This window comes from Nonomuraea solani, from assembly GCF_900108335.1.
Taxonomy (GTDB): domain Bacteria; phylum Actinomycetota; class Actinomycetes; order Streptosporangiales; family Streptosporangiaceae; genus Nonomuraea; species Nonomuraea solani.
Map to the genome: position 1 here is coordinate 204271 of NZ_FNVT01000015.1, position 24164 is coordinate 228434.

At 73.8% G+C, this 24164-nt stretch carries 23 protein-coding genes; 7 read left to right on the forward strand and 16 right to left on the reverse strand.

Translation table 11 applies throughout. The features are described 5' to 3' along the window. Positions 1-118 precede the first annotated feature (118 nt). The 6 genes from C4V41_RS40705 (at position 119) to C4V41_RS40730 (ending at position 5362) form a co-directional block, all read left to right on the forward strand. Positions 119-1309 carry an ABC transporter substrate-binding protein gene (locus tag C4V41_RS40705; protein WP_103961355.1) on the forward strand — a complete coding sequence of 397 codons (1191 nt, stop codon included), beginning with the start codon at positions 119-121 and terminating at the stop codon, positions 1307-1309. Continuing rightward, on the forward strand, positions 1309-2172 hold the full coding sequence (locus tag C4V41_RS40710; protein WP_103961356.1) for a branched-chain amino acid ABC transporter permease: 864 nt from the start codon (positions 1309-1311) through the stop codon (positions 2170-2172). Before C4V41_RS40705 ends, C4V41_RS40710 begins: the two co-directional genes overlap by 1 nt. Continuing rightward, a complete protein-coding gene (locus tag C4V41_RS40715) occupies positions 2169-3140 on the forward strand; it encodes a branched-chain amino acid ABC transporter permease (RefSeq protein WP_103961357.1) in 972 nt (323 codons plus the stop codon). The genes C4V41_RS40710 and C4V41_RS40715 overlap by 4 nt, the downstream gene beginning before the upstream one ends. Beyond that, positions 3137-3913 (forward strand): ABC transporter ATP-binding protein, encoded by a 777-nt coding sequence (locus C4V41_RS40720; RefSeq protein WP_103961358.1) that lies wholly within the window; start codon positions 3137-3139, stop codon positions 3911-3913. Before C4V41_RS40715 ends, C4V41_RS40720 begins: the two co-directional genes overlap by 4 nt. Then, positions 3910-4602 carry an ABC transporter ATP-binding protein gene (locus C4V41_RS40725; protein WP_200824553.1) on the forward strand — a complete coding sequence of 231 codons (693 nt, stop codon included), beginning with the start codon at positions 3910-3912 and terminating at the stop codon, positions 4600-4602. Before C4V41_RS40720 ends, C4V41_RS40725 begins: the two co-directional genes overlap by 4 nt. A 94-nt stretch (positions 4603-4696) precedes the next feature. After that, the gene (locus tag C4V41_RS40730) at positions 4697-5362 is read left to right on the forward strand and encodes an HAD family hydrolase (RefSeq protein WP_103961359.1); all 666 of its coding nucleotides are present in this window, start codon (positions 4697-4699) and stop codon (positions 5360-5362) included. On the opposite strand, the gene C4V41_RS40735 is transcribed toward C4V41_RS40730, so the two are convergent. The 3 genes from C4V41_RS40735 to C4V41_RS40745 are packed head-to-tail and all read right to left on the reverse strand — an operon-like array spanning position 5363 to position 8655. Further along, entirely contained in the window at positions 5363-7219 is a 1857-nt protein-coding gene (locus C4V41_RS40735; protein ID WP_103961360.1) for a YpsA SLOG family protein, read from the reverse strand. A 1-nt stretch (position 7220) separates the two neighbouring features. Beyond that, positions 7221-8438 carry a condensation domain-containing protein gene (locus C4V41_RS40740; RefSeq protein WP_146103964.1) on the reverse strand — a complete coding sequence of 406 codons (1218 nt, stop codon included), beginning with the start codon at positions 8436-8438 and terminating at the stop codon, positions 7221-7223. Further along, positions 8431-8655 carry an acyl carrier protein gene (locus C4V41_RS40745; protein ID WP_200824554.1) on the reverse strand — a complete coding sequence of 75 codons (225 nt, stop codon included), beginning with the start codon at positions 8653-8655 and terminating at the stop codon, positions 8431-8433. Before C4V41_RS40745 ends, C4V41_RS40740 begins: the two co-directional genes overlap by 8 nt. 22 nt (positions 8656-8677) lie before the next feature. On the opposite strand from C4V41_RS40745, the gene C4V41_RS40750 reads away from it, so the two are divergent. Beyond that, the gene (locus C4V41_RS40750) at positions 8678-9298 is read left to right on the forward strand and encodes an HD domain-containing protein (protein ID WP_160150556.1); all 621 of its coding nucleotides are present in this window, start codon (positions 8678-8680) and stop codon (positions 9296-9298) included. Positions 9299-9300: 2 nt separating this feature from the next. Here C4V41_RS40750 and C4V41_RS40755 read toward each other — a convergent pair whose 3' ends face one another. The 13 genes from C4V41_RS40755 to C4V41_RS40810 are packed head-to-tail and all read right to left on the reverse strand — an operon-like array spanning position 9301 to position 24164. Continuing rightward, positions 9301-10299 carry a thymidylate synthase gene (locus C4V41_RS40755; RefSeq protein WP_103961363.1) on the reverse strand — a complete coding sequence of 333 codons (999 nt, stop codon included), beginning with the start codon at positions 10297-10299 and terminating at the stop codon, positions 9301-9303. A 32-nt stretch (positions 10300-10331) separates the two neighbouring features. Next, positions 10332-11948, reverse strand: a complete 1617-nt coding sequence (locus C4V41_RS40760; protein WP_103961364.1) for an AMP-binding protein — start codon at positions 11946-11948, stop codon at positions 10332-10334. Further along, positions 11945-12655 (reverse strand): thioesterase II family protein, encoded by a 711-nt coding sequence (locus C4V41_RS40765; protein WP_103961365.1) that lies wholly within the window; start codon positions 12653-12655, stop codon positions 11945-11947. Before C4V41_RS40765 ends, C4V41_RS40760 begins: the two co-directional genes overlap by 4 nt. Then, complete coding sequence (locus C4V41_RS40770) at positions 12648-13952, reverse strand: TfuA-like protein (protein WP_103961366.1); 1305 nt, start codon at positions 13950-13952, stop codon at positions 12648-12650. The genes C4V41_RS40765 and C4V41_RS40770 overlap by 8 nt, the downstream gene beginning before the upstream one ends. 4 nt (positions 13953-13956) lie before the next feature. Beyond that, positions 13957-15099, reverse strand: a complete 1143-nt coding sequence (locus tag C4V41_RS40775) for a YcaO-like family protein (RefSeq protein ID WP_160150557.1) — start codon at positions 15097-15099, stop codon at positions 13957-13959. Next, on the reverse strand, positions 15096-16004 hold the full coding sequence (locus C4V41_RS40780; RefSeq protein WP_103961368.1) for a GNAT family N-acetyltransferase: 909 nt from the start codon (positions 16002-16004) through the stop codon (positions 15096-15098). The genes C4V41_RS40775 and C4V41_RS40780 overlap by 4 nt, the downstream gene beginning before the upstream one ends. Continuing rightward, positions 16001-17833 carry an ABC transporter ATP-binding protein gene (locus tag C4V41_RS40785; RefSeq protein ID WP_103961369.1) on the reverse strand — a complete coding sequence of 611 codons (1833 nt, stop codon included), beginning with the start codon at positions 17831-17833 and terminating at the stop codon, positions 16001-16003. The genes C4V41_RS40780 and C4V41_RS40785 overlap by 4 nt, the downstream gene beginning before the upstream one ends. Then, positions 17830-19605 carry a TfuA-like protein gene (locus C4V41_RS40790; protein ID WP_160150558.1) on the reverse strand — a complete coding sequence of 592 codons (1776 nt, stop codon included), beginning with the start codon at positions 19603-19605 and terminating at the stop codon, positions 17830-17832. The genes C4V41_RS40785 and C4V41_RS40790 overlap by 4 nt, the downstream gene beginning before the upstream one ends. A 29-nt stretch (positions 19606-19634) precedes the next feature. Beyond that, entirely contained in the window at positions 19635-20060 is a 426-nt protein-coding gene (locus C4V41_RS40795; protein WP_103961371.1) for a lasso peptide biosynthesis B2 protein, read from the reverse strand. After that, complete coding sequence (locus tag C4V41_RS40800; RefSeq protein WP_160150559.1) at positions 20057-21241, reverse strand: YcaO-like family protein; 1185 nt, start codon at positions 21239-21241, stop codon at positions 20057-20059. The genes C4V41_RS40795 and C4V41_RS40800 overlap by 4 nt, the downstream gene beginning before the upstream one ends. Continuing rightward, on the reverse strand, positions 21232-21954 hold the full coding sequence (locus C4V41_RS61075; RefSeq protein ID WP_146103966.1) for a SagB/ThcOx family dehydrogenase: 723 nt from the start codon (positions 21952-21954) through the stop codon (positions 21232-21234). Before C4V41_RS61075 ends, C4V41_RS40800 begins: the two co-directional genes overlap by 10 nt. Before the next feature lie 6 nt (positions 21955-21960). After that, on the reverse strand, positions 21961-23898 hold the full coding sequence (locus C4V41_RS40805) for a YcaO-like family protein (RefSeq protein WP_103961373.1): 1938 nt from the start codon (positions 23896-23898) through the stop codon (positions 21961-21963). Further along, a complete protein-coding gene (locus C4V41_RS40810; protein WP_103961374.1) occupies positions 23895-24164 on the reverse strand; it encodes a PqqD family protein in 270 nt (89 codons plus the stop codon). The genes C4V41_RS40805 and C4V41_RS40810 overlap by 4 nt, the downstream gene beginning before the upstream one ends.

Below are 24164 nucleotides of genomic sequence, written 5' to 3' on the forward strand. Positions count from 1 at the left end.
TTCCGACCTGCAGTCCTTTTCGGATCGATTACAGACTATTGACGCCGCAACACAGGTCTGTAGATTCTGGGCCCACCAGCCAGCGTGTGGCGCCGACGTTCAACTGCCAGGAGTCGCCATGGGTGTCCGCTCCGTTGTCCCGCGCACGTTACGACCGGCCCTCCTCGCACTGACAGGCGTTCTCGTGCTGTCCGGCTGCGCGGGTTCGAGCCTCGACCAGTCCGGCGGTCAGCAGGCCGGCGGCACGGTGAAGATCGGGTTACTGGTGCCGCTGTCCGGCGTCTACGCACCGCTCGGGGAGGACATGCGCAACGGCTTCCAGCTCTATCTCACCGAGCACGGCGGCAAGCTCGGCGGGCGTACCGCCGAGGTGGTCAGCGCCGACGAGGGCGAGGGCCCGCAGACGGGCGTCCCCGCGGCGCAGAAGCTGGTCACCCAGGACCAGGCCGCCGCCGTCGTCGGCGTGGTGAACTCCGCCACCGCGCTCGGCCTGCGGGATTTCTTCCACGAGTCGAAGAAGCCGCTGCTGATCGCCAACGCCGGCGCCAACGACATCACCGGCGCCCGCAAGTCCGCGTACGTGTGGCGCACCAGCTTCGCCAACGGCAAGGTCAGCGCGGCACTCGGCCCCGCCGTGGCGAAGGAGGTCAAGGAGGGCGTCTACCTCATCGCCGCCGACTACGCCGCCGGGCGGGAGATGGTCGCCGGGTTCCGCAGGACGTTCGAGGCGGCCGGCGGCAAGGTCGCCGGGGAGAAGTACACGCCGTTCGGCAAGACCCAGGACTTCCAGCCGTTCCTGTCGGCGATCCGCGGCTCGGGCGCCAAGGCCGTCTACGGTTTCTACGCCGGCGCGGAGGCGGTCAGCTTCGTCAAGCAGTACCAGCAGTTCGGCCTGGCCGAGAGCATCCCGCTCTACGGCACCGGGTTCCTGACCGAGGGCGGCGTGCTGGACGCGCAGGGCGAGGCCGCGGTGGGCGTGAAGACGTCCCTGCACTACTCCACGGAGCTCGGCACGCCGCGCAACAAGGAGTTCATCGCCGCCTACCGCAAGGCCTACGACGAGGCGCCGACGGTCTATGCGGTGCAGGCCTACGACGCCGCCGCCGTGCTCGACAAGGCCCTGGCCAAGGCCCCCGGCGGGAGCGGCGAGGAGCTGGTCAAAGCGCTCGGCGGGGTCGGTCCCATCGACAGCCCCCGAGGACAGTGGAGCTTCGACGCCGACCACGACGCCCAGCAGAAGTACTACCTGCGCGAGGTGCGCTCCAGCGGCGGCGCCGTGGTCAACGCCGTCGTCAGCGAGCTGGGCTGATGGCCGCCTACCTGGTGAGCGGGCTGAACGGCCTGGCGATGGGCTCGTTGCTGTTCGCCATCGCGCTGGGCCTGTCGCTGGTGTTCGGCATGATGGACGTGCTCAACCTCGCCCACGGCGCCGTCTACCTGGTCGGTGCGTATGTGGCGGTCGCGCTGGCCGCCGACGGCGGGAGCATGACGGCCTTCGTCCTGGCGGTGCTGCTGGCCGCCGGGGTGGGCGCCGCGCTCGGCGGCGTGCTCGCGGGCCTGACCCGGGCCACGCCGCGCCATCTCGACCAGGCGCTGCTCACGCTCGGCGTGTCGCTCGTCGTCGCCGAGTCGTTGTCCGTGCTGTTCGGCGACGACGTGCACGCGATCGCGGCGCCCGCGCCGGTCGACGGGAGCGTCGCGCTGTTCGGCGAGCCGTATCCGCTCTACCGGCTGCTGGTGATCGGGTTCGGCGTGGTGCTGGCCGTGGCGGTCTACGCGCTGGTCGAGCGGAGCCGGCTCGGCTCGGTGATCCGCGCGATCGTCGCCGACCGCGACATGGTGTCGGCCCTGGGTGTCAACACCGGCCGGGTGCTCATGGGCGTCTTCGCGGCCGGGGCCGGGCTCGCCGCGGCCGGCGGGGTGCTGGCCGGGCCGATCCTCGGGGCGCAGCCGGGCCTGGACGAGAAGGTGCTGCTGCTGGCGCTCGTCGTCGTGGTGATCGGCGGGCTCGGCTCGGTGCGGGGCGCGCTGCTCGGCGCGATCCTCATCGGGCAGGTGCAGGCGCTCGGCACGTCGCTGCTGCCGGAGTACGCGTCGTTCCTCGTCTTCGCGGCGATGGCCCTGGTCCTCCTGGTACGCCCGGCCGGGCTGCTGCCGGCGGTCCGCGCATGAGGGCTGTGGCGGCCGGACGGACGCTCGTGCTGACCGGTGGGGTGGTGATCGTCCTGCTGGCGGCGGCGCCGCTGGTGCTGGGCGCCTACCCGGTGACGACGATGACGCGCATCCTGGCCTTCGCCGTCCTGGTGCTCAGCGTCGACCTGCTGACCGGCGTCACGGGCCTGCCCACGCTCGGGCAGGCGGCCTACTTCGGGACGGGTGCCTACACGGCCGCCCTCGTCGGCATCCACCTGACCTCCGACGCCCTGGCGCAGGCGGTCGCCGGGCTGGTGGCGGGCCTGGTCGCCGCCGGGCTGACCGGCTGGGTCGCCGTACGGGCCGGGGGCATCGTGTTCCTCATGCTGACCCTCGCGATCGGCGAGTCGGCGCACCAGGTCGCCGACACGTGGCCGGCCATCGGCGCCGGGAACGGCCTGGCCGGGATGCCGCCGATCAGCCTCTTCGGCGGCCCGCCGCTGCCCGCCGCCGGGTACGTCTACTGGTGGGTGCTGGCGGTCGCGGTCACCGTCTACGCGGCGGTGGCCCTGGTGGTGCGGTCGCCGTACGGCAGGACGCTGCGCGGCATCCGCGACAACGAGCCCCGGATGCGGGCGCTCGGCTACCGTCCCGCGCTCGCCAGGTACGGCGTGTTCTGCCTGGCGGGAGCCGTCGCGGGCGCGGGCGGCGCGCTGTGGGCGGCGCAGGCCAGGTTCGTCTCGCCCGGCGATCTGGGGTTCGAGGTGGCGGCGCTCGCGCTGCTCAGCGTGGTGATCGGCGGGGCGGGCAGCCTGTGGGGGCCGTGCGCGGGCGCGGCCCTGGTGCTGCTCGTCCGCGACAACCTGTCGGCCTCCATCGGCGGGCACGGCCCTCTGGTGCTGGGGCTGGTGTTCGTGGCGGTGGTCTTCCTGCTGCCGAGGGGCGTCGCCGGGATCCGGCGTGAGAAAGGGCGGCTCTCGTGGCGCGGGAAAGGGCGGCTCTCGTGACGCCTCTGCTGGAGCTGCGCGGGCTCACGCACGCCTACGGCTCGCTCAAGGCGGTCGACGGTGTCGATCTGACGGTACGGCCCGGCGAGCGGCACGCCCTGATCGGGCCGAACGGGGCCGGGAAGTCGACGCTGTTCGCCACGGTGGCCGGGACCCTGGCGGCCTCAGGTGGCAGCGTGCTGTTCGACGGCCAGGACATCACGGGGCTGCGCGAGTCAGAACGGGCCCGCCGTGGCCTGCTGCGCACGTACCAGCACTCCAGTCTGTTCCTGGACTGCTCGGTGGCCGACAACGTCGCGCTCGCGGTGCAGCGGGTGCACCGGGTGGCGCATCGGCTCGACCGGGCCGCGTGGCGCTTCCGGCGTACCGAGGCCGAGACCGCGCGGCACCTCGAGGCCGTCGGGCTCGCCGGGCGGGCGAACGACCGGGCCGCCGACCTGTCCCACGGCGAGCGCCGGCAGCTCGAAGTGGCGATGGTGCTGGCCGCACGGCCCGCCCTCGTCATGTTCGACGAGCCCACGGCCGGCATGTCGGCCGCCGAGACCGAACGCTTCGCGGAGCTGGTCGAGAGCCTGCCGAGCGCCCTGACCCTGCTCATCGTCGAGCACGACCTGGACGTGGTGTTCCGCCTGGCCGACCGGGTCACCGTGCTGTATCTGGGACGGGTGCTGGCCTCCGGCCCGCCCGAGCGGATCCGGGCCGACGAGGAGGTGCGGCGCGCCTACCTGGGCGCCGCCAGGACCGACGAGCTGTTCACCGGGGATTTCTCATGACGGACGTGCTCACCGTACGGGACCTGCGCGCCGGTTACGCGGGCACCACGGTGCTCGACGGCGTCGATCTCACCGTGCCCGCGGGCGGGGTGGTCGCCCTGCTGGGCCGTAACGGCGCCGGTAAGACGACCTTCGTCCACACCGTCATGGGGCTGCTGAAGCCGTACTCGGGCGGCATCCGGCTCGGCGGCCGCGAGCTCGCGGGCGCGCCCGCGCACACCGTCGCCCGCGCGGGCATCGCGATCGTCCCGCAGGGCCGCCGCGTGTTCGCACCCCTGACCGTGGAGGAGAACCTGCGCCTCGCGGCCGGCCGCCGGCCCCTCGACCGGGTGTACGCGCTCATGCCCCGGCTCGCCGAGCGCCGGAACCATCGGGGCGACCAGTTGTCCGGCGGCGAGCAGCAGATGCTGGCCATCGGCCGGGCGCTCCTGCGCGAACCTCGGCTGCTCCTGCTCGACGAGCCGTCCGACGGGCTCGCGCCCACGGTCGTCGACCAGGTCGCCGGCGTGCTGGAGGGCCTGCGCGCGGAGGGCATCGCGGCCGTGCTCGTGGAGCAGGACCTGCACCTGGCCTTCCGGCTGGCGGATGAGGTCACGGTCATGCGGAAGGGCCGGATCGTGCACCGGTCCCCGACCGACGAGTTCCGGGCCGACCGCGCCCGCGCGCACGCCCTCCTCGGCGTCGGCTGACACCGGAGCGCCGAACCACGAGCGCTACCTGGCCGCCCTGGAGGCGGGAGTTGACCGGCCGCTTCCCGTCGGGTGAACTGAGATCGGGAGGGTCATGTCGCTGCGCGCACACGCGGTCCTGGTCGACCTCGACGGCGTGATCATCAATTCGTTCCCCACGACCAGCGCCGCCATCGCCGCGGTGGCCAGCGCCGAGCTCGGCCGGCTGATCTCGGCCGCCGACTGCCACCCCTACGCCGGTGGGCCGCCGCCCGACGCGCTGCGGCTGCTCGGGGTGGCGGATCCCGATCTCGCGTACGAGCGCGGCTTCGACGCCGCCATGCGGGCCGCGCTGGCGGAGACGGTCATCTTCACGGACGTCGTGGCCGCGATCACCGAACTGGCGCGGGCCGGCGCGTCCATCGCGGTGGTGACCGCGCAGGCGCGGCGGCGCGTCGGCATGCTGTTGCCGCCGGACCTCGCCGATCACATCGGCGTGGTGATCGCCCACGAGGACGTCGACCGGCCCAAGCCCGCACCGGACGGGGTACGGGCCGCGCTGCGGACTCTGGGCGTCCCGCCGGAGCGGGCGGTGTTCGTGGGCGACGCCCCGAAGGACATGCTGGCCGGCCGGGCCGCCGGGGTGTGCAGCCTGGGGGTGACGTGGGGCTTCCACACCGAGGAGGAGCTGGTGGAGGCGGGGGCGGACGGGATCGTACGAGATCCGACCGACCTCACCGCCCGGATCGTCCACCACCTCGGCCCGGCGTCCGGCGGGTAGTCACCGCCGTCCCCGCGCCCAGTCGTCGAGCGCGTCGATCAGCCAGCCGGCGTCGCCCGCGACCACGACCGACGTGCTCAGCATGGCCTCCCGCAGGTCCAGGCCGTGCGCCTCGGCGGTCGCCCCGGTGTGCCAGCTGTCGAACACCGCGTCGAGCAGCCCTTCGACCACCCACGCCTCCCCCGCCCCCGCGATGCGCCGCACCGGTTCCGTCCGGCGCAGCACGGTGTCGGCGAGGTCGCCGTACTGGGATCCGACGCGCCCGCCCCACCCGCCGACCAGCCCGAACAGCAGGGGCCGCAGCCCCGTGTCCAGCACGGGCGTCAGCCCGGTGCCGGCCAGCACGTCACTGCCGCAGACGATGACGTCGACGGCGCCCTCGGCGAGCAGCACCGGCAGGTCGGCGGACCTCGCCAGCACCACCCGCAGGTCGGGCTCGGCGAAGGAGTGCACCAAACGCCGGTCCGTCGGCAGCCGGTGGCCGAAGGCGTCGGCGAGAAACCGCCCGATCAGCCTGCGGTACGGCGAACCGGCCGAAACCCCCAGCCGCAGGGGACGATCCCGTGCCGCGCCGCTCCGGGTCCACACCGCGCCCCCACGATCGGCGGCATGGGCCGCGGCGACCGCCCGCAGGGCCCGGCCGAGCTGGACGCGGGCGTGCTCGTGCTGCTCGGGCGACAGCAGCGAGCCCCGGTTGCCCTCGATGTTGATGACGCGAATTCCGTTCTCACGGACCCACCCGACCAGGGCGCCGGGCAGCGAGTCGTCCGGAATGCCGGTCAGGTCCAGCCACGGCCGCCCCAGGATGCCGGCCGCCTCGCGCGCGGTGGCCGACCCCTCGGAACGGCGCGGATCCCAGGTCACCGTGCCGTCGGCGATGTACACCGTGGTCCAGGTGCGGTGCCGGTAGCTGTGGCCGCCGAGCACGGTCAGGTGGGCGTCGCCGAAGTCGTCCACTCCGCCGAGGATCCGCTCGGTGCGCTCGGTACGCCGCCCTTCGGGCAGCACGCAGAAGCTCGGCAGCCCCAGCTCGGCCGTCACGCTCAGCACGAGCTGGTTGACGCCGGTCTGCCCGCCCACCACGATGACCGGCCCCGCGGCCCGGCGTACCCGGTCGAACAGCCTCCCTTCCCGCTCGTCCGCGCTGGTGCGGCCGGTCAGGTGGCTGAAGACGGCGTTCAGATCGTCCTCGTGAGGGGGACGCGTCTCGCCTTCCGCCTTCCCGGCGGCGATCTCCGCCTCCCGTGCGGCCAGGTCGGCCGGGGTGCCCGCGAGCCGCGCCAGCAGGTACGCGGCGGCCGCGGCGGGCAGTCCGGCCACGTCCATGGGCAGCCACTCCGCGCCGCCGGTGCCGGTGTCGAGCCGGGCGAGGGCGGCGGGGTCGCCGATGACGTACGTGACGCGCCCGGCCGCCAGTTCGTCACGCAACCGGCCGCACGCGACGTCCGGCCCGCCGACCAGCACCGCCACCGGCACGCCGGGCGGTACGGGCGAAGCGAGCGCACCCGGCTCGACCAGCAGCAGATCAGGAGATCCCGGCACATCGAGGACCGCATCGAGGGCCACGCCGACGGCCGGCGGGGTCAGCGGATAGTGGTCGATCAGGCGTTGCCGGTGGATGGCGATGCCCCTGCGGCGCAGGTCGTCCACCGGAGAGGTGAGCGGTTCGCCGGGGTGGCGGCGGCGGGCGATCGCGCCGCTCCACCCCACCGTGCGGGGACGGGGCACCGGCCCGAGCCGGTCCACGATCTCGGCCAGCACGTCGCCGATGAGCCCGCCGGGCACCCACTGGCCGCCGTCGGGCCCGTTCTCCAGGCGCCAGGACAGTTCCCCGATCCCCAGGATGGAGCCCGCCACCTCAGCCCGCCCTTCCGCGTTCGATGGCGGCGCCCACCCGCCGGTCAGGAGGCAGCGCCCACCGGGCGGGGCCGGCCAGCAGCCGGCCCAGCGATTCCACTCCCGGGTCGTCCAGGAAGGTGGTGTCGGTGGTCAGGACCACGACGGCGGCGTCCGGCAGCAGGTGGACGCCGATCTGCAGGGCGAACCCACCCGTCGAGAAGCCGGCCCGCCAGGCGCCCTGCGCGGCCTCTTCGGCTCGCTCCGGCGCCTCCGTGCGCACCGCTTCCGATCCCGACTCCCGGAAGTGGAAGTCGACGACGGACTGCGCGGGCGTGTCGGCGGCGATGGCGGCGGTGCGCAGGGCGGCGGAGTCGTACCGGCACTCGCGAGAGGCGGCCCACAGCTCCCGCCCGCACCCGGCCGCCAGCTCGGCCACCGTCTGGTCCGCCTTGATGTCGACAAAGGCCGATCCCCTGCACATCATCAGCCCGATGTGGCGGAGTTCGTCGCGGGTGCGCCGGTTGGCGGCGAGCACCGCGGTCCATACGGCGGGCTGCCCGGTGACGGCCGACAGGGCCAGGCAGCTCAGCGTGAAGGCGGCCGCGGCCCGGGACACCCCCAGCGACGAGGACAGCGTCCGGATCACGGTGGCGAGCTCAGAGCTTCGCAGCACGAACGACGCGTTGGGCCCATCGGGCCAGATCGGATCGGGGTAGCGGCCCAGGGCGGCGACGGCGCGGCGGGAGCGTTCGACGACGGCGGTGATCGCGCGATCCGACCGGGCGACGCCCTCGGGCGAGGACTCCTCGGCCGTGAGCCGATCATGCAGGTCGAGCGCGCGGGACCGTCCGTCAAACTCCCGTCTCAGCTCCGCGGTCGCCCACCCGTCGAGCAGCCCATGGGCCACCTGGACGCGATGGAGATCGCCGCCCAGGGAAAGGAGCCGGACATTGCAGAGGGAGTCCGGCGGCGGTTCCGCCTCGCACGTCCGGAACTCGGCGACCGCGTCGTCCGCCGGGTGCACGTGGCGGAGAACGGCTTCACCCTCACCTCGGACGACCGTGGTACGGAGTGCGGTGTAGCGCCGGATCGCCGCCGTGACGCGCTCCATGATCTCGCCCCGGCCGCCGCGGAGGTCGATGTCCATCCTGGAGCGCCACTTGCTGTCGAAGACGATCCCGCGGGGCAGGTGCGCGGGCGCGTACCAGGCCACGTACGGCCAGTTGGCCCTAATCACCGGACTCGTCCCTTTCGACCGCATCGGCCAGGAACGCCGCCAGGTCGCCGGCCACCGGATGCAGCAGCACCCATTCCGGCGGCACCGTGATGGGCAGCCGGTCGCCGAGTTCGTCCGCGACGAGGACGGCGAGCATGGAGTGACCGCCCAGGTCGTAGAAGCTCGATTCAGGCGTGGCAGGGACCTCCAGCACCCGCTCAAAAACCTCCACGACCACGGTATTCATGATTTTTCGGGAAATGACCGATGATGGCATGGTGCATCCGATCTTCATCTCATGGAAGAACTGGCCGCGCGCTCGCGCGGAACTGGCCACGATGCTCGACGACGATTCCCTGACCCTGGTCGAGACCGCCTTCGACCTCGCGGAAACCTGGCAGGCCGGCCAGCGCCGGCCAGGCGGCGAGCCCAACACCGAGCACCTGCTGGAGGTCCTGGAGATCCTCACCCGCGGGGCCGGCGAGCGGGACGGTGAGGTGCTGGCCGCCGCCGCGGCCCACGACGTCATCGAGGACAGCGCGTGCACCCTGGACGTCCTCGAACGCGCGCTCGGCCCCGGCCCTGGCCGGCTGGTCGCGCTGCTGACCGACCCGGAGCCGCGGCCCGGCGAGAGCCCCGCCGACACCCGGCTGCGCTACCTGCGCGGGATCTCCACGGGGCCCGGGGAGGCGATCCGGATCAAGCTGGCCGACCGCTACAGCAACGTCCAGCGGCTGCACCTGCACCCGGATCCGGCCTGGCGGCGCCGCTACTACGCCGAGACGTGCGAGCACATCGTGCCGCTCGCGGCCGCTCACCCCTGGTTCGCGCGATGCTTCGACTCCTGGCGACGCCACTATTCCTCCTCGCTGGAAGCCTGACCTCAGACGCCCGGGCCCTTCATGGCGGCCTGGAACGCCGGGCCGAGACGGGCCGTGATGTCTTCGGCCGGCAGCCCGTGGCGTTCCATCGCCTGGCTCAGGAGGACGAGCGAGAAGTCCTGCCAGTACGGCGGCAGCTCGCCGTCGATCCGGCGCAGCAACTCGCCCACCGCGCGGCGGTCCAGCGTCACGGCGGCGCGCATCGTACGCTCGTGGTCGAGCAGCACGGCGACGTCCCGCAGCGCCGAGCCGCGCGGCATCGCGGCCATGACCGCGCGCGCCCGCCCCGGCTCGCTGCCGACGATCGCCTCCGCCAGCTCCACGTCCTCGTCGTAGATGTGCGACGAGATCGCGAACTGATGGTAGGAGCCCGGCTCCACCCCGACCTCAGCCGCGACGATCTCCGACACCAGCGAATAGAGGAACAGGTCGGCGGGCAGCACGCGGGCCGCGTTGCTGGAGCGCAGCACGGTCGTGGTGTGGAGCAGCCCGTCGCGGATGTGGAAGGTCGTCGACAGGATGCACGGAATGTCCCTGGACTGCCGGACCGCGTCCTCGGGATGGTAGATCGCCATGGTGGCCCGGCGCGAGGTGGCGTCCTCGCGCAGCGCCCTGATCACGCCGCGCAACTGGTCGACGCCCCGCCGGGGGTACAGGATGCGGGCGCCGTCGCACGATCCCGGCACGGTGAGCCCGTCGTCGGTGAAGCGCCGCGCGTTGGGGTCGTAGTACATGATGTCGGCCAGCCGGTCACTGCCGGACATCATCCAGGCGAACCGCCCGACCGCCGCCCGGAGGTTGAACCGGGTGTCGAAGAGCAGGCGGTCACGGGTGTCCGGCACGGTGAATCCGTGGTTGCGCAGCTCGGTCGTGCCGCGTTCGCTGCCGATGGACAGTCCGGTGCCGAGGACCACGCGGTCCCCCGACTTCAAGATGGTCTGCAGGACGTCGCGGAACACGGCGTCGAACGTCTGGTCGTCGGTCTGGTTCACGATCCTCACGTACCTCTCTGTCTCACCGGACCTGATCCTGTTCACACGGTCGCGCCAAGGATCGCGTCCACCACCCTGCCTGCCGTCACGCTCTCCATCAGCACGTGCGGCCGCACGTCGACACCCAGCCGGGCGCTCAGGCGTTCGGCGATCCGCACGGCCGACAGCGACGTGGCGCCCAGGTCGAACAGGTCGTCATCGAGGCCGGCCGGGACGCCGAGCTCCCGCGCCACCTCCTCCCGCACGGCCGCGACGACTCCGTCCCGGGTCAGGGGCCCAGGGCCGCGGGTACGGGGTGCGGCGGCCGTCAGCCGGTCCTTGATCTCGCCGAGCCGCACCTTGCCCAGTTCGGTACGCGGCAGCTCCGCCACCGGTAGCACCCGGCGCGGCACCTGGAGGTCGGGAAGCCGCCGGCGCAGGTCGTCCAGGAGAGCGGGCACGTCGCCGGGCCGGGCGAAGACGACGGCGGCGGCCACCTCGGTGCCCAGGACGGGATGGTCGAGCCCGACGACCGCCGCCTCCCGTACCGAGGGATGCTCTTCGAGGGCCTGGACGATCTCGCGCGCCGACACCTTCACCCCGCCCACGTTGAGGATCTCGTCGGCCCGGCCGAGCACGTGGACGATGCCGTCCTCGTCCACCCGTCCGACGTCGCCCGTCCGGACCTCCTCGCCGAGCCGCCGCAGGACGAGCTCGCCGGCCGAATGGGCGGGCGCGGGGGCGCCGCTCTCGTCGAGGACCACGACCTCGACCCCCGGCGGTACGGGACCGACGGCGGTGGGCTTGCCGGGGTCGTGTACGCCGCAGATGTTGGCCCACCGCGCCTCGGACAGGGTGTAAACGTTGAGCACGGTGGCCCCGGCGAAAAGCGCGGTGAGGTCGCGGAAGGTCGCGGGCGCCAGCGGGGCGGCGGAGCAGAACACGTGCTCGACGCCGTGGTCGCCGAGCGTACGGCCCCGGGTCGTGTCCACGAGCAGCCGCGCCATCGCCGGCACGAGTCCGATCCTGGCCGGCCGCAGGAACTCCACGAGTGCGGCGAACGCGCCGGGGTCGAACCTGCGCTGGGCCACGATCTCGACCTCGCCGCGCAGCGCCGCCCTGACGAGGGTCTGCGCCCACGCGCTGCCCGGCGGCAGCGCGTGCAGGTAGCGGGAGCGGCGCGGCGGAGGCGGGCGCTCGACGAGATCGGGCCCGAGCTCCGCGGCGATGACGCCCCGCGCGGAAACGGGCACGGGCCGGGGGGCTCCGGTGGTGCCGGAGGTGAACATGAGATCGGCGAGCTCATCCCGCGCCGCGTACGCCCTGCCCCCTGTCACTTGGATGCCCGTGTCCGGCGTGATGACGAGGGCGCAGCCGACGCTCGCCGCCGCGTCGGCGGGGGCGTCCTTGTGGATCGGTACGCAGACGAACCCCGCCCGGTAGACCGCGGCCACCGCCACCGCGTAGCCGAGCCAGTCCCGGCCGGTGTACGAGAGGCCGGCCGCGTGCCCGGTGCCGGGAGCCGCGGCGGCCAGTTCGCCGGCGAGCGCGCGGGAGGCGGCGTCCCAGCCGGCGTAGGTCAGCGTTTGGCCGTCGTCGGTCCTGAAGGCGACCTCCTCGGGCATCGTGGCGGCGCGCGCGACGAGTGCCCGGTCGACGAGTTCCGCGAAGCGGGTCATGAAGGAAGCCTCCTCAGCAGGGCGAGCACCGCCGGTTCCGCGCCGGCGAAGCGGTGGTCGCCGCGATACGGGTGCACCTCCAGGCCCGCCCCGGCGTGACCGGCCCAGCCCGTCAGGTCACCGCCCGGGAGCTGGGGATCGTCGGAGCCGGCGAAGAGTCGCACGGGGCGGTCCAGGGGAACGTGGCTCGCGGGCGTGTAGGAGTTGGCGACGTCCAGGTCCGCCCGTACGCCGCGCAGCACCAGGTCCAGCAGGCCCGGCGAGCGCAGGATCTCCGGCGGCGGGGCGACCAGGGCCTGGTAGACGCCCAGAGGGTCGTCGGCGGGAAACTTCACGGCGCCTCCTGGGCCTGGATGGCCGATGACCCACACCTCCCGCAGGTCGTGACCGCGACGCCGGAGCGCCCGCGCCACCTCGAACTGGACCAGCCCGCCCAGGCAGTGGCCGAGCAGGATCGTCGGCGCCGGGGGCAGGGCCGCCACCGCGCCGGTCAGCCGCTCGGTCAGCTCGGCGAAGTCGTGGATCGGGGGCTGCCCGATCCGGCTCTCCCGGCCCGGCACCCGCACGCCGCGCACGGCCGCTCCGGCGGGAGCCCGCCGGGCCAGCCCGGTGAAGACCGCCGCCCCGGCGCCGAGTCCGGGCAGGCAGAGCACGCGGCACGTGGCGGCCGCCTCGTCGCAGGGCGAGAACCAGCCGGCGTCAGGCATGGGCGCCGGCCTTCAGGGAGAAGGCGGGAACGCGGCCCATCAGGGCGGCCGGGCCGAACCTGCGGGCTCTGCGTTCGAAGTCCGCCTCGGTGATGAACCCGCGGTCCATGAGGGTCAGCGCGTCCACCCGTCCCCACCGCCGGGCGAAGAATTCTCTCAGCGCGGGCCAGGAGATCCGCTGCTCGGTCACGCCCGCCCGGGTGGCGAGGTCACGGCCCAGGCGCAGCGCCCCGGCCGTGCGATGCCGTAGGTCCTCGAACGCCGTCTCCCGCCGCAGCCCTTCGATGAGCGGTTCGACGAGGGGGATGCCCGGCGGCCGTCGCGCGGCCCGTACCAGGATGCGGGCGGCCATGGCCTCGTAGGGCCCGTCCCTTTCCTCCTCGTGCGTCCAGTCGGCGAGGTTCGCGACAGGCAGGATGCCGAGGCTCTCCGCCCGCGCACAGGCCAGGCGTTCCAGCCGCGCCACGTCCACAGTGGGCTCTCCGGCGAGCGCGGCGAGGGTGTGGCGGTGGTGGAAACGCGGGTAGTCCGCGGCGAAGAGCCGGCAGTAGGTGAGCACGTCCACGTCCGTCACCGGGACTCCCCCGACGTCGGTCTCCCTGGCCTCCTGCAGCCATTCGTGCAGGAATGAGGTGACGGCGACGGAGGACGGCCTGGCCGTTACGGCGGGGACGAGGCGGAGCAGCCGTTCGGCGTCCGCGCGCTTGACGTCGGTGGCGAAGCTCATGAACCCGTGCGCCGCCTCGGCCAGCACGCCCCGCCGCATCGCGGCCTCGGCGATCGACGCGTAGGCCCGGTCGCCGAAGGGCAGGCTCCGCGCCGCCTCGACCAGCGCGCACTCGTCCGTACGGCTCAGCGCCCCACGCCACCGAGCCCGCCGGGCCGCGAACCGTACGTTGACCAGAGCGACGCTGTGCTGCGCGTAACCCGTCTCGGCGGGCCCGTGGAGCACGGCCACCTCGTCATCGGCCTCCAGCAGCCCGAGCGAGAACAGCCGGTAGACCACCCCCACCCCCCGCATCCCGAAGGAGTCGAGCTCGGCCGCGCGCAGGGCGCCCATGCTGCCGGCCCCCAGCACCGCGACGCCCCGCGACAGCAGGTAGAGGATCTCCTTGTGGCGCACGGCCGCCGACCGGTAGAAGACCCCGTCGATGATGGCCACGACGTCACCGGGGTCGAGGTCGAGCCGGAGCAGGTCGCCGTGCGCGACCGGCGGGTGCACCCGTGCCCCGGGCAGGAGGGCCTGGACGCGGGCGGCCGGCACCGTGGGGCCGGCGAACACGTGGTGACGCGTCAACGCTTCACCCCTCTCTCTGCGGCCGGGTCTCCTCGGCGCCCAGGGGGTTGCGCATCCCCTGGACGACCACCTTGACGACCGAGACGGGTTCCGCCGGCAGGTCGACCACGATCGGCTCGACGTGCCGCACCCGGGCCAGGCGGTCGGTGAGCAGCGCGACGTCGTCCGCCAGACGAGCGGTCGAATCGTCGGACAGGCAGAAGGGAACCCGGGGACCCGGCGGGTCGGCGGGCGGGCGGGGTGCGCGGTCGGCCTGCAGGGAGTAGACGCGCGCCGACAGGTCCTCGCGGCTGCCGCTGATCGTGGCCAGCCGCACCTGGGCGGCCTCGGTGAGAGCGCGGGAGAGCGCGACCGCGGGGTCGAGGTGACAGCCGGACCCCCGGAACAGCACCGGCAGGGACGGGCTCCAGATGTGGGCCTCGTAGCAGGGGACGCCCAGGTCGTGGGTGGCGTCGAACACGAAGACCGCGTTGGAGCCGCTCCGATACCGCTCCAGGAGCCACCGGCAGCCGGGATCGCCGACGGTGCCGAGGTCGAGCCAGGGCCGCCGGTCGAAGGGCAGGTCGTGCGAGCGCGCGACGGCGTCCCGCTCGATGATCTCGCACAGCGCGTGCACGATGGCCTCGTCGCGGGAGTTCCCGCCGGCCAGGCCGGTGCTCGAACTGCGGAACAGCGGGACCGTCCAGCCGGGCCCGACGAGGCTGGAGATCCGTACGTAGTCGAGCGGCACCCAGGTGGCACGCCCGGACCGCAGCCACCGGGCCGCCGTCCAGTCCAGCGGGAGCCGGTCGGAGACCAGGGAGGGGCGGGCCAGGTCCAGGTCGGTGAGCCGGTACCCGAGCTCTGGCAGCGCGCTCGCCGGTGCGCGGAGATCGGGAACGGCCTGCTCCGCGTGGCTGACCTCGATGGCCTCCATGGCCGCCGAGACGCGGGCGAGTTCGAGCGTGAGCCCCTTGCCCTGGGAGACGGACAGGCTGTGCGCGTCCGGCCGCACGGCCAGGCAGACGGGGATGCCCACGTCGTCCAGCCCGGTGACGTCGGCCACCCGCGTGATGCCGCGTTCGGCGAACGTCGGCTCAATGCGCCGCCACGTCTCCTCGGGCGGGACCAGGCGGTGGGTGCCCCGGGTGAGCGTCTTCTCGCTCACCGGCAGGCCGGTTTCGTGACGTGCCAGGAGCGTGAGACCGTACGGAGCCGGAAGCCGAGCCCGGCGTTCAGCCGTTCCATGGCCGGGTTGTCTCCCTCGATGGTCGTGGTGAGCGTCCGCACGGACGAGTGGTCGCGCAGGTCGCGGATCAGGTGTTCCTTCAGGTACCTGGCCAGGCCGCGGCCCCGCCGGTCGGGGGCGACCACGGTGGAGTCGACGTGGCCCAGCTCGGGTGCGGCACCGGTGAGCAGCACCTCGTGGAGGGCGACGGGCTCGTCCGCCACCAGCACCAGGGCGCGCCGTTCCAGCCCGGGCCGGGTCAACGCCCGTTCGATCTCCTCCGGGTCCACTCCCCTGCCGGCGTAGAGGGGCAGCTTCAGCCTCGACACGGCGGGCCACCACGAGGCGGGGTAGCGGCCGCGGACCTCGTGGAGGGTGAGGCCGGCGGGCGGGCGGGGCGGTCGCAGGGTGGCGTGCGACAGGTCCAGGCGATATTCGCGGCTCACGCCCGCCGGTTCCGCGCCGAGCCGGCGCATCACGGCCGCGCCGCCGGCGATGTCGTCCTGGGTGACGAAACGCAGGTCCGCGACGTCGTACGCGGCGGGCTGCCCGAGCAGCGTGCCGAGCAGCAGCCGGGCGAGTCCCTGACGCCGGGCGGCGGGCCTGACCTCGATCTGGCAGTCGGCCGTCCCCCGTTCCAGCGGGCGCAGGAACCCCCAGCCGCCCGCCGGAGAGAAGAGCAGGGCGCCCTGGGACGCGGCGTGCCGCAGCCCGCCGGCGGCGAGCGCGTCCGGCACCTCGGGCGCCGCCCGCTCGCGCCGCAGCTCGTTGCGCAGGGCGTTGAGCCGGGCGAGCAGCGCGTCCGGAGCGTCCGGGGCGAGCACCTGGATCGGGTGAGCCGTCATGGCCCGTCTCCGAGGCCCGAGGCGGCGTGCAGGGCGAACAGTTCCGCGTAGGCGCCGTCGCGGTCCATCAGCTCCGCGTGGCGGCCCTCCTCCACGATCCGCCCGTCCTTGAGCACGTAGATGCGGTCCGCCATCTGCACGCTCGACATGCGGTGGGAGATCACCATGACGGCCTGGTCGGGCGCGGCCCGCGCGAGCCCGGCGAACAGGTCGTGCTCGGCCCGGCCGTCCAGCGCGGCGCTGGGCTCGTCCAGGATCATCAGCGGCGCCTGACGGAACATCGCCCGCGCCAGCGCGACGCGCTGCCACTGGCCCACCGACGGCTCGTGCGCGCCGGCGAACTCGGGCCCGAGGACCGTGTCGTACCCGTCGGGCAGGACGGACACGAAGTCGTGCGCCCCCGCCTCCCGCGCGGCGGCCACCATGCGCGGCTCGTCGGAGAGCGCCGTGACGTCGCCGAACACGATGTTGTCCCGGGCCGGCAGCTGGTAGCGCACGAAGTCCTGGAAGACGACCGACACGTTCTCCCGCAGCCGGGCCGCGTCGATGTCCGAAAGGTCGCGGCCGTTCCAGCGGACGGCGCCGGTGTCCGGTTCGTAGAGGCCGCACAGGAGTTTGGCGAGCGTCGTCTTGCCCGCGCCGTTCTCGCCGACGAGGGCGACGATCTCGCCGGGGCGTACCTCCATCGACACGTCCACCAGGACGGGCCGGTCGGAGCCCGGGTAGGTGAAGGAGACGCCGTCGAGCGTCACATGGGCGCCGTCGCCGGACGGGGCGGCCTTCGTGCCGGTGGGAGCGGCGGGCAGGTCCATGAACCACCAGAAGTTCTCCACGAACACCGCGTTCTCGTAGAAGCGGCCGGCGGAGCTGGCGAACTGGTGCCCCTGGATGATCAGGAAGAGCAGCGCGCCGACGGCGGCGACCGCCGCGCCCAGCGTCATGGAGCCGAGAGAGTACTGCCACAGGGTGTAGACCAGCCCGCACGCTCCCATGACGGCCGTCCAGAGACCGCCGATGAGGTAGCGCCTGGCCCACTGCCGTCCCACGGAGCGCAGGTCGGTGACGCTGTCCGCCTGCAGGAGCCGCAGGCGGCCGAGCAGGACGTCGGCCAGGCCGAAGCAGCGCACCTCCTTGGCGGCGTCGATGTCGGCCATCAGGGTGGACAGGTAGCTCAGCTTGCGATCCCGGTCCATGCTGGTGACGAAGTAGGTGTAGATGGCGTGCATGGCGCCGGCCGTACGCCGCAGCATCAGCGCGTACGCGACCACGACGAAGACGGCGAGCACGGGCTGGACGACCACGAGGAGCACCAGCAGCCCGGCGATCGTCACACCGGAGCTCACCAGCAGGATGAGGTCGGCGCACATCCGCAGCGGCCGCCATTCGATGTCGCGCTGGGCCTGGGCCAGGCGCGTGCGCGTGTCCGGCGCCTCGATCACCGGCAGCGGCAGGGCGGCGGCCTTGGCCGCGAGCATCTCCGTGGCCGCGTAGCTGACGAGCTTCGGCAGGACCAGCCGCAGGCCCATGGCCACGGCGAGCAGGATCCTGGTCAGCGCGAAGACCGCGAAGATCGCGATGATCGGCACCACGATCTCCCCGAGCGTGGTCTGGCCGCCGACGCCGACCACGCGGCCGATCACCCATCGGACGAGCAGGAGCTGCAGCGGGATGCTGAGGGCGATGAGCGCTTCGAGGCCGAAGGTGAGGGCGGCCTCCTTCGGGCTGGTCCGGCGGATGAGCCGGATCGCCGATCGGGTCATCGCGCCGTACCGGCCCGGCGACAGGTTGGGCGGGCGGTCCATGGCCACGGGGCCGGCGTTGTCGATCATCTGGCCTCCCGGGCGAGCTCGACGGTGATCCGGTAACCGGACTCGGCCGGGTGGACCACGGGGACCAGCTCGCCGAAGCCGGGCCGCCCGGCCGCTCGCCAGGCCCCTAACAGGTCGCGCAGCTCGTCGTCGGAGCCGCAGCGGAAGTAGCCGCTCTGCCGGGTGGGCACCAGGGCGACGCCGGCGGGCGAGCCGGCGCCGACGCACATCCCGAGGCCGGGGACGAAGGCGGTGGTGAGCGGGGCCGGGTTCACGGCCATGAGGTAGGCGTGGAACGCCTGGACGTTCTCGTCGTCGGTCACCGGGGAGTGCACGTCGGATCGGTCGCGGAGGAAGGCCCGCGCGATGGCCCGCCGTTCGTCCGGGGCGATCTCGGTCAGCCAGTGTCCGCTGAGCCAGAACGGCGGCTCGTCCTCGTCCTCGTCCTCGTCGCCGGCCTCCAGGACGACGTCCGCCTGCTCGGCGGGGCCCGACCAGGAGCGCCGGGGGGCGTGGTCGAGCGGCGCGAACGTGGCGCCGGTCACCGCCTCACCGATCAGGTCGCCGCCGGGCGTGCGGCGCAGCCGTACCGTGGCCGCGCAGGCGGCCTGGGGCAGCAGCCGGACGGGCGCGACGATGACGCCGTCCGGCGCGAGCTGTCGCGCCCAGGACTCCGGTACGAGGTCCGCCGTGGCCCACGCCATCACCCGGTCGAACGGCCCACCACCTGGCCAGCCCGCCCGCCCGTCGCCGGCCATGAGCTCGGCGTTGGCGACGTCGTGGCTCTTGAGCAGGGCGGCGGCCCGGTCGATCAGCTCGGGCACGATGTCGACGCTGCGTACCAGGCCGGTGGGGCCTGCCAGTTCCGCCAGCACGGCGGTGCTGTAGCCGGATCCGGTGCCGATCTCCAGGATCCGCGCCCCGGGCGGGGGCGCCAGCAGGCGCAGGAGCGCGGCGATGACGGGCGGGGCCGAGACCTGGGGCAGGCGGCCGCCGTCGTCCGTGGCGGCGTAGTCGTCCCATGTCACCGCGGCCATCGCCGACGCGACGCCGTCGGGTGTTTCGGTCTTCATCGGGGTGGTCCTTCCTTCACGGGTCCCGGCCGGGCGGGCGTCGAGCGTGCGGAGCAGGTGGAGGGCGTCCAGCCGTTTGACGTCGAACAGCGCCCGGCCGCGCCGGAGCAGGCGCACGACGGAGTCGGTGGCCGCCGCGCCGGTGAGCCGCCGGTAGTGCGCGGCGGCCTGGGTGAAGTCGCGCTCGGGGTAGAACAGGTCGCGCTGGCCGGCGAGCAGCCTTTCGCCGATCCAGGCGGGTACGAGGCCCGCCCCGACCAGCCGGGTGATCGCGAACTCGACGTTGACGAGGGGGTCGGAGCGCGGCTCGTACGGCGGTTCCGGCGAGTGGACCAGCGCCACCTCGTCGTCGCCCCGGCCCGGCTCGGTGAGGTAGCGGCGGTAGACCCAGCCGTGCCCGGCCATGCCCTGGTCGCGCAGCTCCACCGCGCGCAGGGCGCCGAGCGACGAGCACCCGTACACGCGCACCCCGGCCCGGAGCGCGGCCAGGATCTCGCGGTGACCGACCGAGAGCGCGTGGTGGAAGTAGCCGTCCACCAGGCACACCGCGTCGGGCGGGTCGTCTTCGGCGAGCAGGGCGGGCAGGTCGCCGCGCCGGACGGGCGGCCTGACGGCGAACGCGGGATTGCGCAGCCTGATCCCCCGCAGCGAGGGACCGGCGAACACGACCGTACGCGGGCCGCTCATGCGGTGCGCGTCCTCCGGAGACGGGCCGCTCACGCGGTGCGCACCTTCCGTACGCGGGCCGCTCATGCGGTGAGCACTTTCCGGAAGCGGGCCGTGACGTCGGTGACCTCGTTGACCGGGCGGCCCTCGACCTCCACCCACGCGTGCGCCTCGAAGGGCCGCATCGCCACGCCCATGCACCAGGTCGCGTCGGTCCTCCTGAACAGGCAGAGCAGCACCATCGCCAGCGACAGCTCCATGCACCCCGGCCGGCCGAAGAAGACCACGCTCGGGCGCTGCGCCGCCGCCCAGGCCCGCTGCGCCTCCTCGGGGGTCGGCGGCCGGCGCGCCGCCCGCGCCTTCATGCGAGAGACGACCGCGCGCACCCGTCTGAGGGGCAGCAGCCGGATCAGCCCGGAGGCGACGACGACGGCGCACACGCCCGCGAATCGGTCGCGCCGGGGCAGGACCTGGCCGTCCTGCGCCGACAGGGCCGCTCGTCTGTTCACCGCTGCTCCTTCCCTGCCGCCACCTGAAGGGAGCGGCGCAGTGCTCTCGGGCCGAGCCGGACGCCCTTGCGGACGAGGGGTTGCAGGTGCGGCACCAGCACGCGGACCACGTGCACGGGGTAGCCGGGCGGGGCCAGCGAGGTCATGTACGCGTCGGGATACCCGGCCGCCGCCAGCGCCCCCAGGAGGTCACCGCCGTCCGCGACCGCCGTCCAGGGAACGCTGCCGTCCGGGGAGTCGAAGACGTTGTCGAGGTGGGCCCGCCGGTCGGCGTACGTGGGCCACAGCAGGAGGCGTTCGGCCTTCTCGTCCAGGTCGTCCCTGCTGCCGCTGATGAAGCCCAGCCGGCTCTGGGCGGCTTCGAGCAGCGCCCCCAGCAGGGCCCGCCGTTTGTCGGGATGGCAGCAGTAGCCGTTGTTGATCAGCAGGGCGTTGTCGCTGCCGGGGTCGGCGATCGTGCAGCCGATGACGCACACGCCGAGGTCGGTGGTGAGGTCGTACACCGCGACTTCGAGACCGGCCCGGCGCATGGCCTCGATGTACCGCCACGCGGGGGCCTCCGCGCGCAGCGACCCGATCTCGATCATCGGGGCCCGGCGCGCCATGTGGAACAGCGCCCGCGCGTCGTGCTCGACGACCTCGCACAGCCCGTGCAGGATCGCCTCCTCCTCCGTCGCGCCCACGGCGAGGCCGCAGGTCTCGGTGCCGTAGAGGTAGAACTCCTGGCCGTGCAGGGGGTGAAAGACCGCCTCCGCCGGCGCCCAGCGCACGTGCCCGTCGCCGAGGTGGCGGACCTCGGTCCATCCGTACGGCCGGTCCAGGTCGATCTTGCGGCCGGCGTACGGGGTCAGGGACTTCAGGTCCAGGACGTCGTCCCGGCCGAGCATGGAGCGGATGGGCAGCCGGCGGATCCGGTCCGCGTGATGCCGTCCCTCCGCCCAGTGGTGCTCCACGGCCTCCATCGCCGCGCTCATCCAGGCCTGGGCGGGTGTGGTGCCCTTGCCCGAGTGCACGCACAGGCCCAGCTCTTCGGCCTCGGGGCGGATCGCCAGGAACACCGGGAAGCCCAGGACGTCGAGCCCGGTGATGTCCGCGACGCGCGACACGCCGATGCCGTCCAGGAGCTCAGCCGTGGCGGCGAGCCTTTCGGCGGTGATCCTGGCGTCCGGGGTCAGGCGCACGGCGGGCTCACCTCCTCCCGCGCCCCGGCCAGCACCGCGTACACGGCGGCCTCCTGGCCGGGCAGGCAGCCCAGTGCGGCGTCGAGGTCGGCGTCGTAGAAGCCGCCGACCGGGCAGGCCGCCAGCTCGTACGCGGTGGCGGCCAGCAGCAGATTCTGTGCCATGTGACCGACTTCGAGCAGCAGGAACCGGTAACCGCGCCCCTGGTATTTCGCGGTCGTCTCCGCCGGCCTGATCGTGAAGACGAAGGCGCACGAGCAGCGCAGCGCCATGCCCGCGTCCACGAAGAGGGCGGGCCAGATCCGGCCGGGCGCGCCCCACGGACGGCGCTCCAGCGCATGCGACTCCGGCACATACCGGTACACGCCGTCGTCCAGCCCGTCCGCGTCGAACACCGCCACCCAGAGGGCCGTCCCCGGCAGCGCGCCCGCCGACGGGTGGGTGTGCCGCCCGGACTCGGTACGGCCGGCCGCCGCCCAGCACAGGCCGCCCAGCTCGGCGAGGGACAGCCCGCCCTGGAACCGCCGCCGGGATCGGCGCCGGCCGATCAGCTCCCGCAGATCGACGGGCATGGCCGAGGGCTGTTCCAGCCGGACGACGTCGCGCTCGTCCGGCAGCAGCGGCGGCAGGGACTCATGAACGGCCCCCGCCGGGCTCTTCGGGCCGAGCAGGCGGGTGTTGGAGGTCTCCTCGTGCATCGCTCGCCAGGACATATCGCCTCACCAGTACGGATGGGGTGCCGGGTGGTAGGTGAACGAGGGCGGGACGGGCCGGCCGGTCATCAGCTCGCCCACCCTGACGAGCCGGTCCGAGCCGAGGTAGCGATGCGTCTCCTCCTGGATCAGCGGCTGGGTGTCGGTGACGATCGTCTTGACGGCGTGCAGGCCGTGCCTCCTGGTGGCGTCCCCGCCGAGGTCGCACACGATCACCTGGTGTCCCTGCGCGCCGAGGACGCCGACGAGGTGGTCCAGCAGCTCGCGATCGCCGGACACCGGCAGATCCGGCACGGGCGGCGGGCCGGGCGGCGCGTCGTACAGGAAGCGGAGGTGACGCTGATTTGGTTCGTGCAGGTAGTAGGCCGGGTGGTCGGCCAGGCGCCGGGGCAGGGGCCGGGGCCGCCGCCGGTCTCGTCGCACGGCGGCCAGCCGCCTGACCGCGCAGAAGGTGCCGGCGGCCTGGCGCAGCGCGGCCTCCGCCGCCGCCCGCTCGGAGGCGGCGGCCGCGCAGCCAGCGGCGAGGAACGGGCCGTAGGCGTCGCGGGCGCTGAGGAGCGCCAGGCAGACAGGAACGGGCAGGGGGCCGCGCAGCGCGAAGAGGGCGACGTCGCCGGGGAACGCGCGCAGCGGCGCCAGCGGCCCGCGCAGCCGCCCGTCCTCGACGGGCCTGCGTACGGGGATGGCCGCGTACAGCCAGGTCAGCATGAGCGCGTCGCGGGCGATGACCTCCAGCAGGCCGCGCACGATCGCGCGGTCCCTGCCGGGGCTGCACGCGCCGCCGGTGCTGGCCGGCTCGACCAGCCGATACGGGAGGGGCTCGGGGTCGGCGTCGAGCAGGACCGCGTCGCCGGGGACCCAGATGTCCTCGTCGTCCGGGAGGGTCCGCCCGCGCACCCATTTCAGGGGGAGGTCGTCGGAGTACGGCACGAGCCCGCAGCCGGGCCGGGCGTATTCGCCGGGCGCCAAGGGGGTCAGCCTCCGGGGGTCCAGGGTCGGGCCGGGCACGCCCGCACGGGCCAGGGGTGCGGTGACCTGCGTACCGACCGGGTGGGTGAGGCAGTAGCGCTCGACGAACTCGCCGAGCGCGCGACCGGTCGCCGTCAGGGCGGAGGTTCCGGTGCCCAGCCCGGCGATCGGTGTGCCCGGCGCGCCGGCGCGGGAGGAGCCGAGGGCCCGCACCCGATGCACGGCCGGGTCGCCCATCGTGCCGTCCCTGAGCGTCACCGAGACGCGCAGGCCGTTCTCGGCGAAAAATCCCAGCGCGGACCCGATCGTCGACAGCGCCTCCTCCTCCGGGCCGAGACCGGGAGGGGCGCTCAACACGGTGGCCGAGGTGCTCGACACGGTGGCCGGGGTGCTCAGCGCCGTGACCGGGGCGCTCAGTGCCGTGACCGGGGCGCTCAGTGCCGTGGCCGGGGGTGGCGACTGGCAGGTCAGGCAGCCGGGCCGCCGGCTCACCCGGCCCGATCGCGGCGACGCCCCGGCCACCACATAGGCGCCCGGCTGCCGGCGCGACACCAGCGTCAGCGCCGCCTGAGCCGCCCGCGCGGCGGTGTCCGCGTCCACGGCGGAAACCGGCTCGTCCAGCCCCGCCAGGTACGCCCCCACCCCGTCCCCCGGCGACCGATGCTCTCCCAGCTCGGCCACCAGACAGGAGTGGCAGGGCCCACGACCCGGCAGGAGGAGCGGCCCGACCAGCACGTCGGCGCCGAGCCCGCGAATCGGCAGCCACGGCCGCGCCCGCCGCCTGGCCCAGAGGTTCACCTGCTCCAGCTCGGCCACCGGCGCGGCGACGACCAGAAGCGCCCCGCTCACCAGATCCCGCCACGCGGCGACCCGGCGAGCGGACAGCAGTCCGGCGACGGCGTCCGCGACGACACCCTCCCCGGCGACGGCCACCGACGACACCTTGGCCGGGGCGGCCCGCGCCTGTGTGATCACGCGTTCTCCCCGTCGGCGAGCAGCAGCCGCGCGTCGATGAGCTGGCGTACCAGGCTCCTCATGTCGGACTCGATCACCTCGCGGGGAGCGTCGAAGAGGTCGCAGACATGGGCGACGGCGGCGTCCACCGTGTCGCCCTTCGCGAGCGCCGACCAGAACTCGCCGCCGGTCTCGTTCAGCGCGAAGTAGACGTCGTTGCGGGTGTCCAGCAGCACGGCACTGTCGTCGAACATGGTCGTCACGACGTGCTCGGGGATACGAATCAT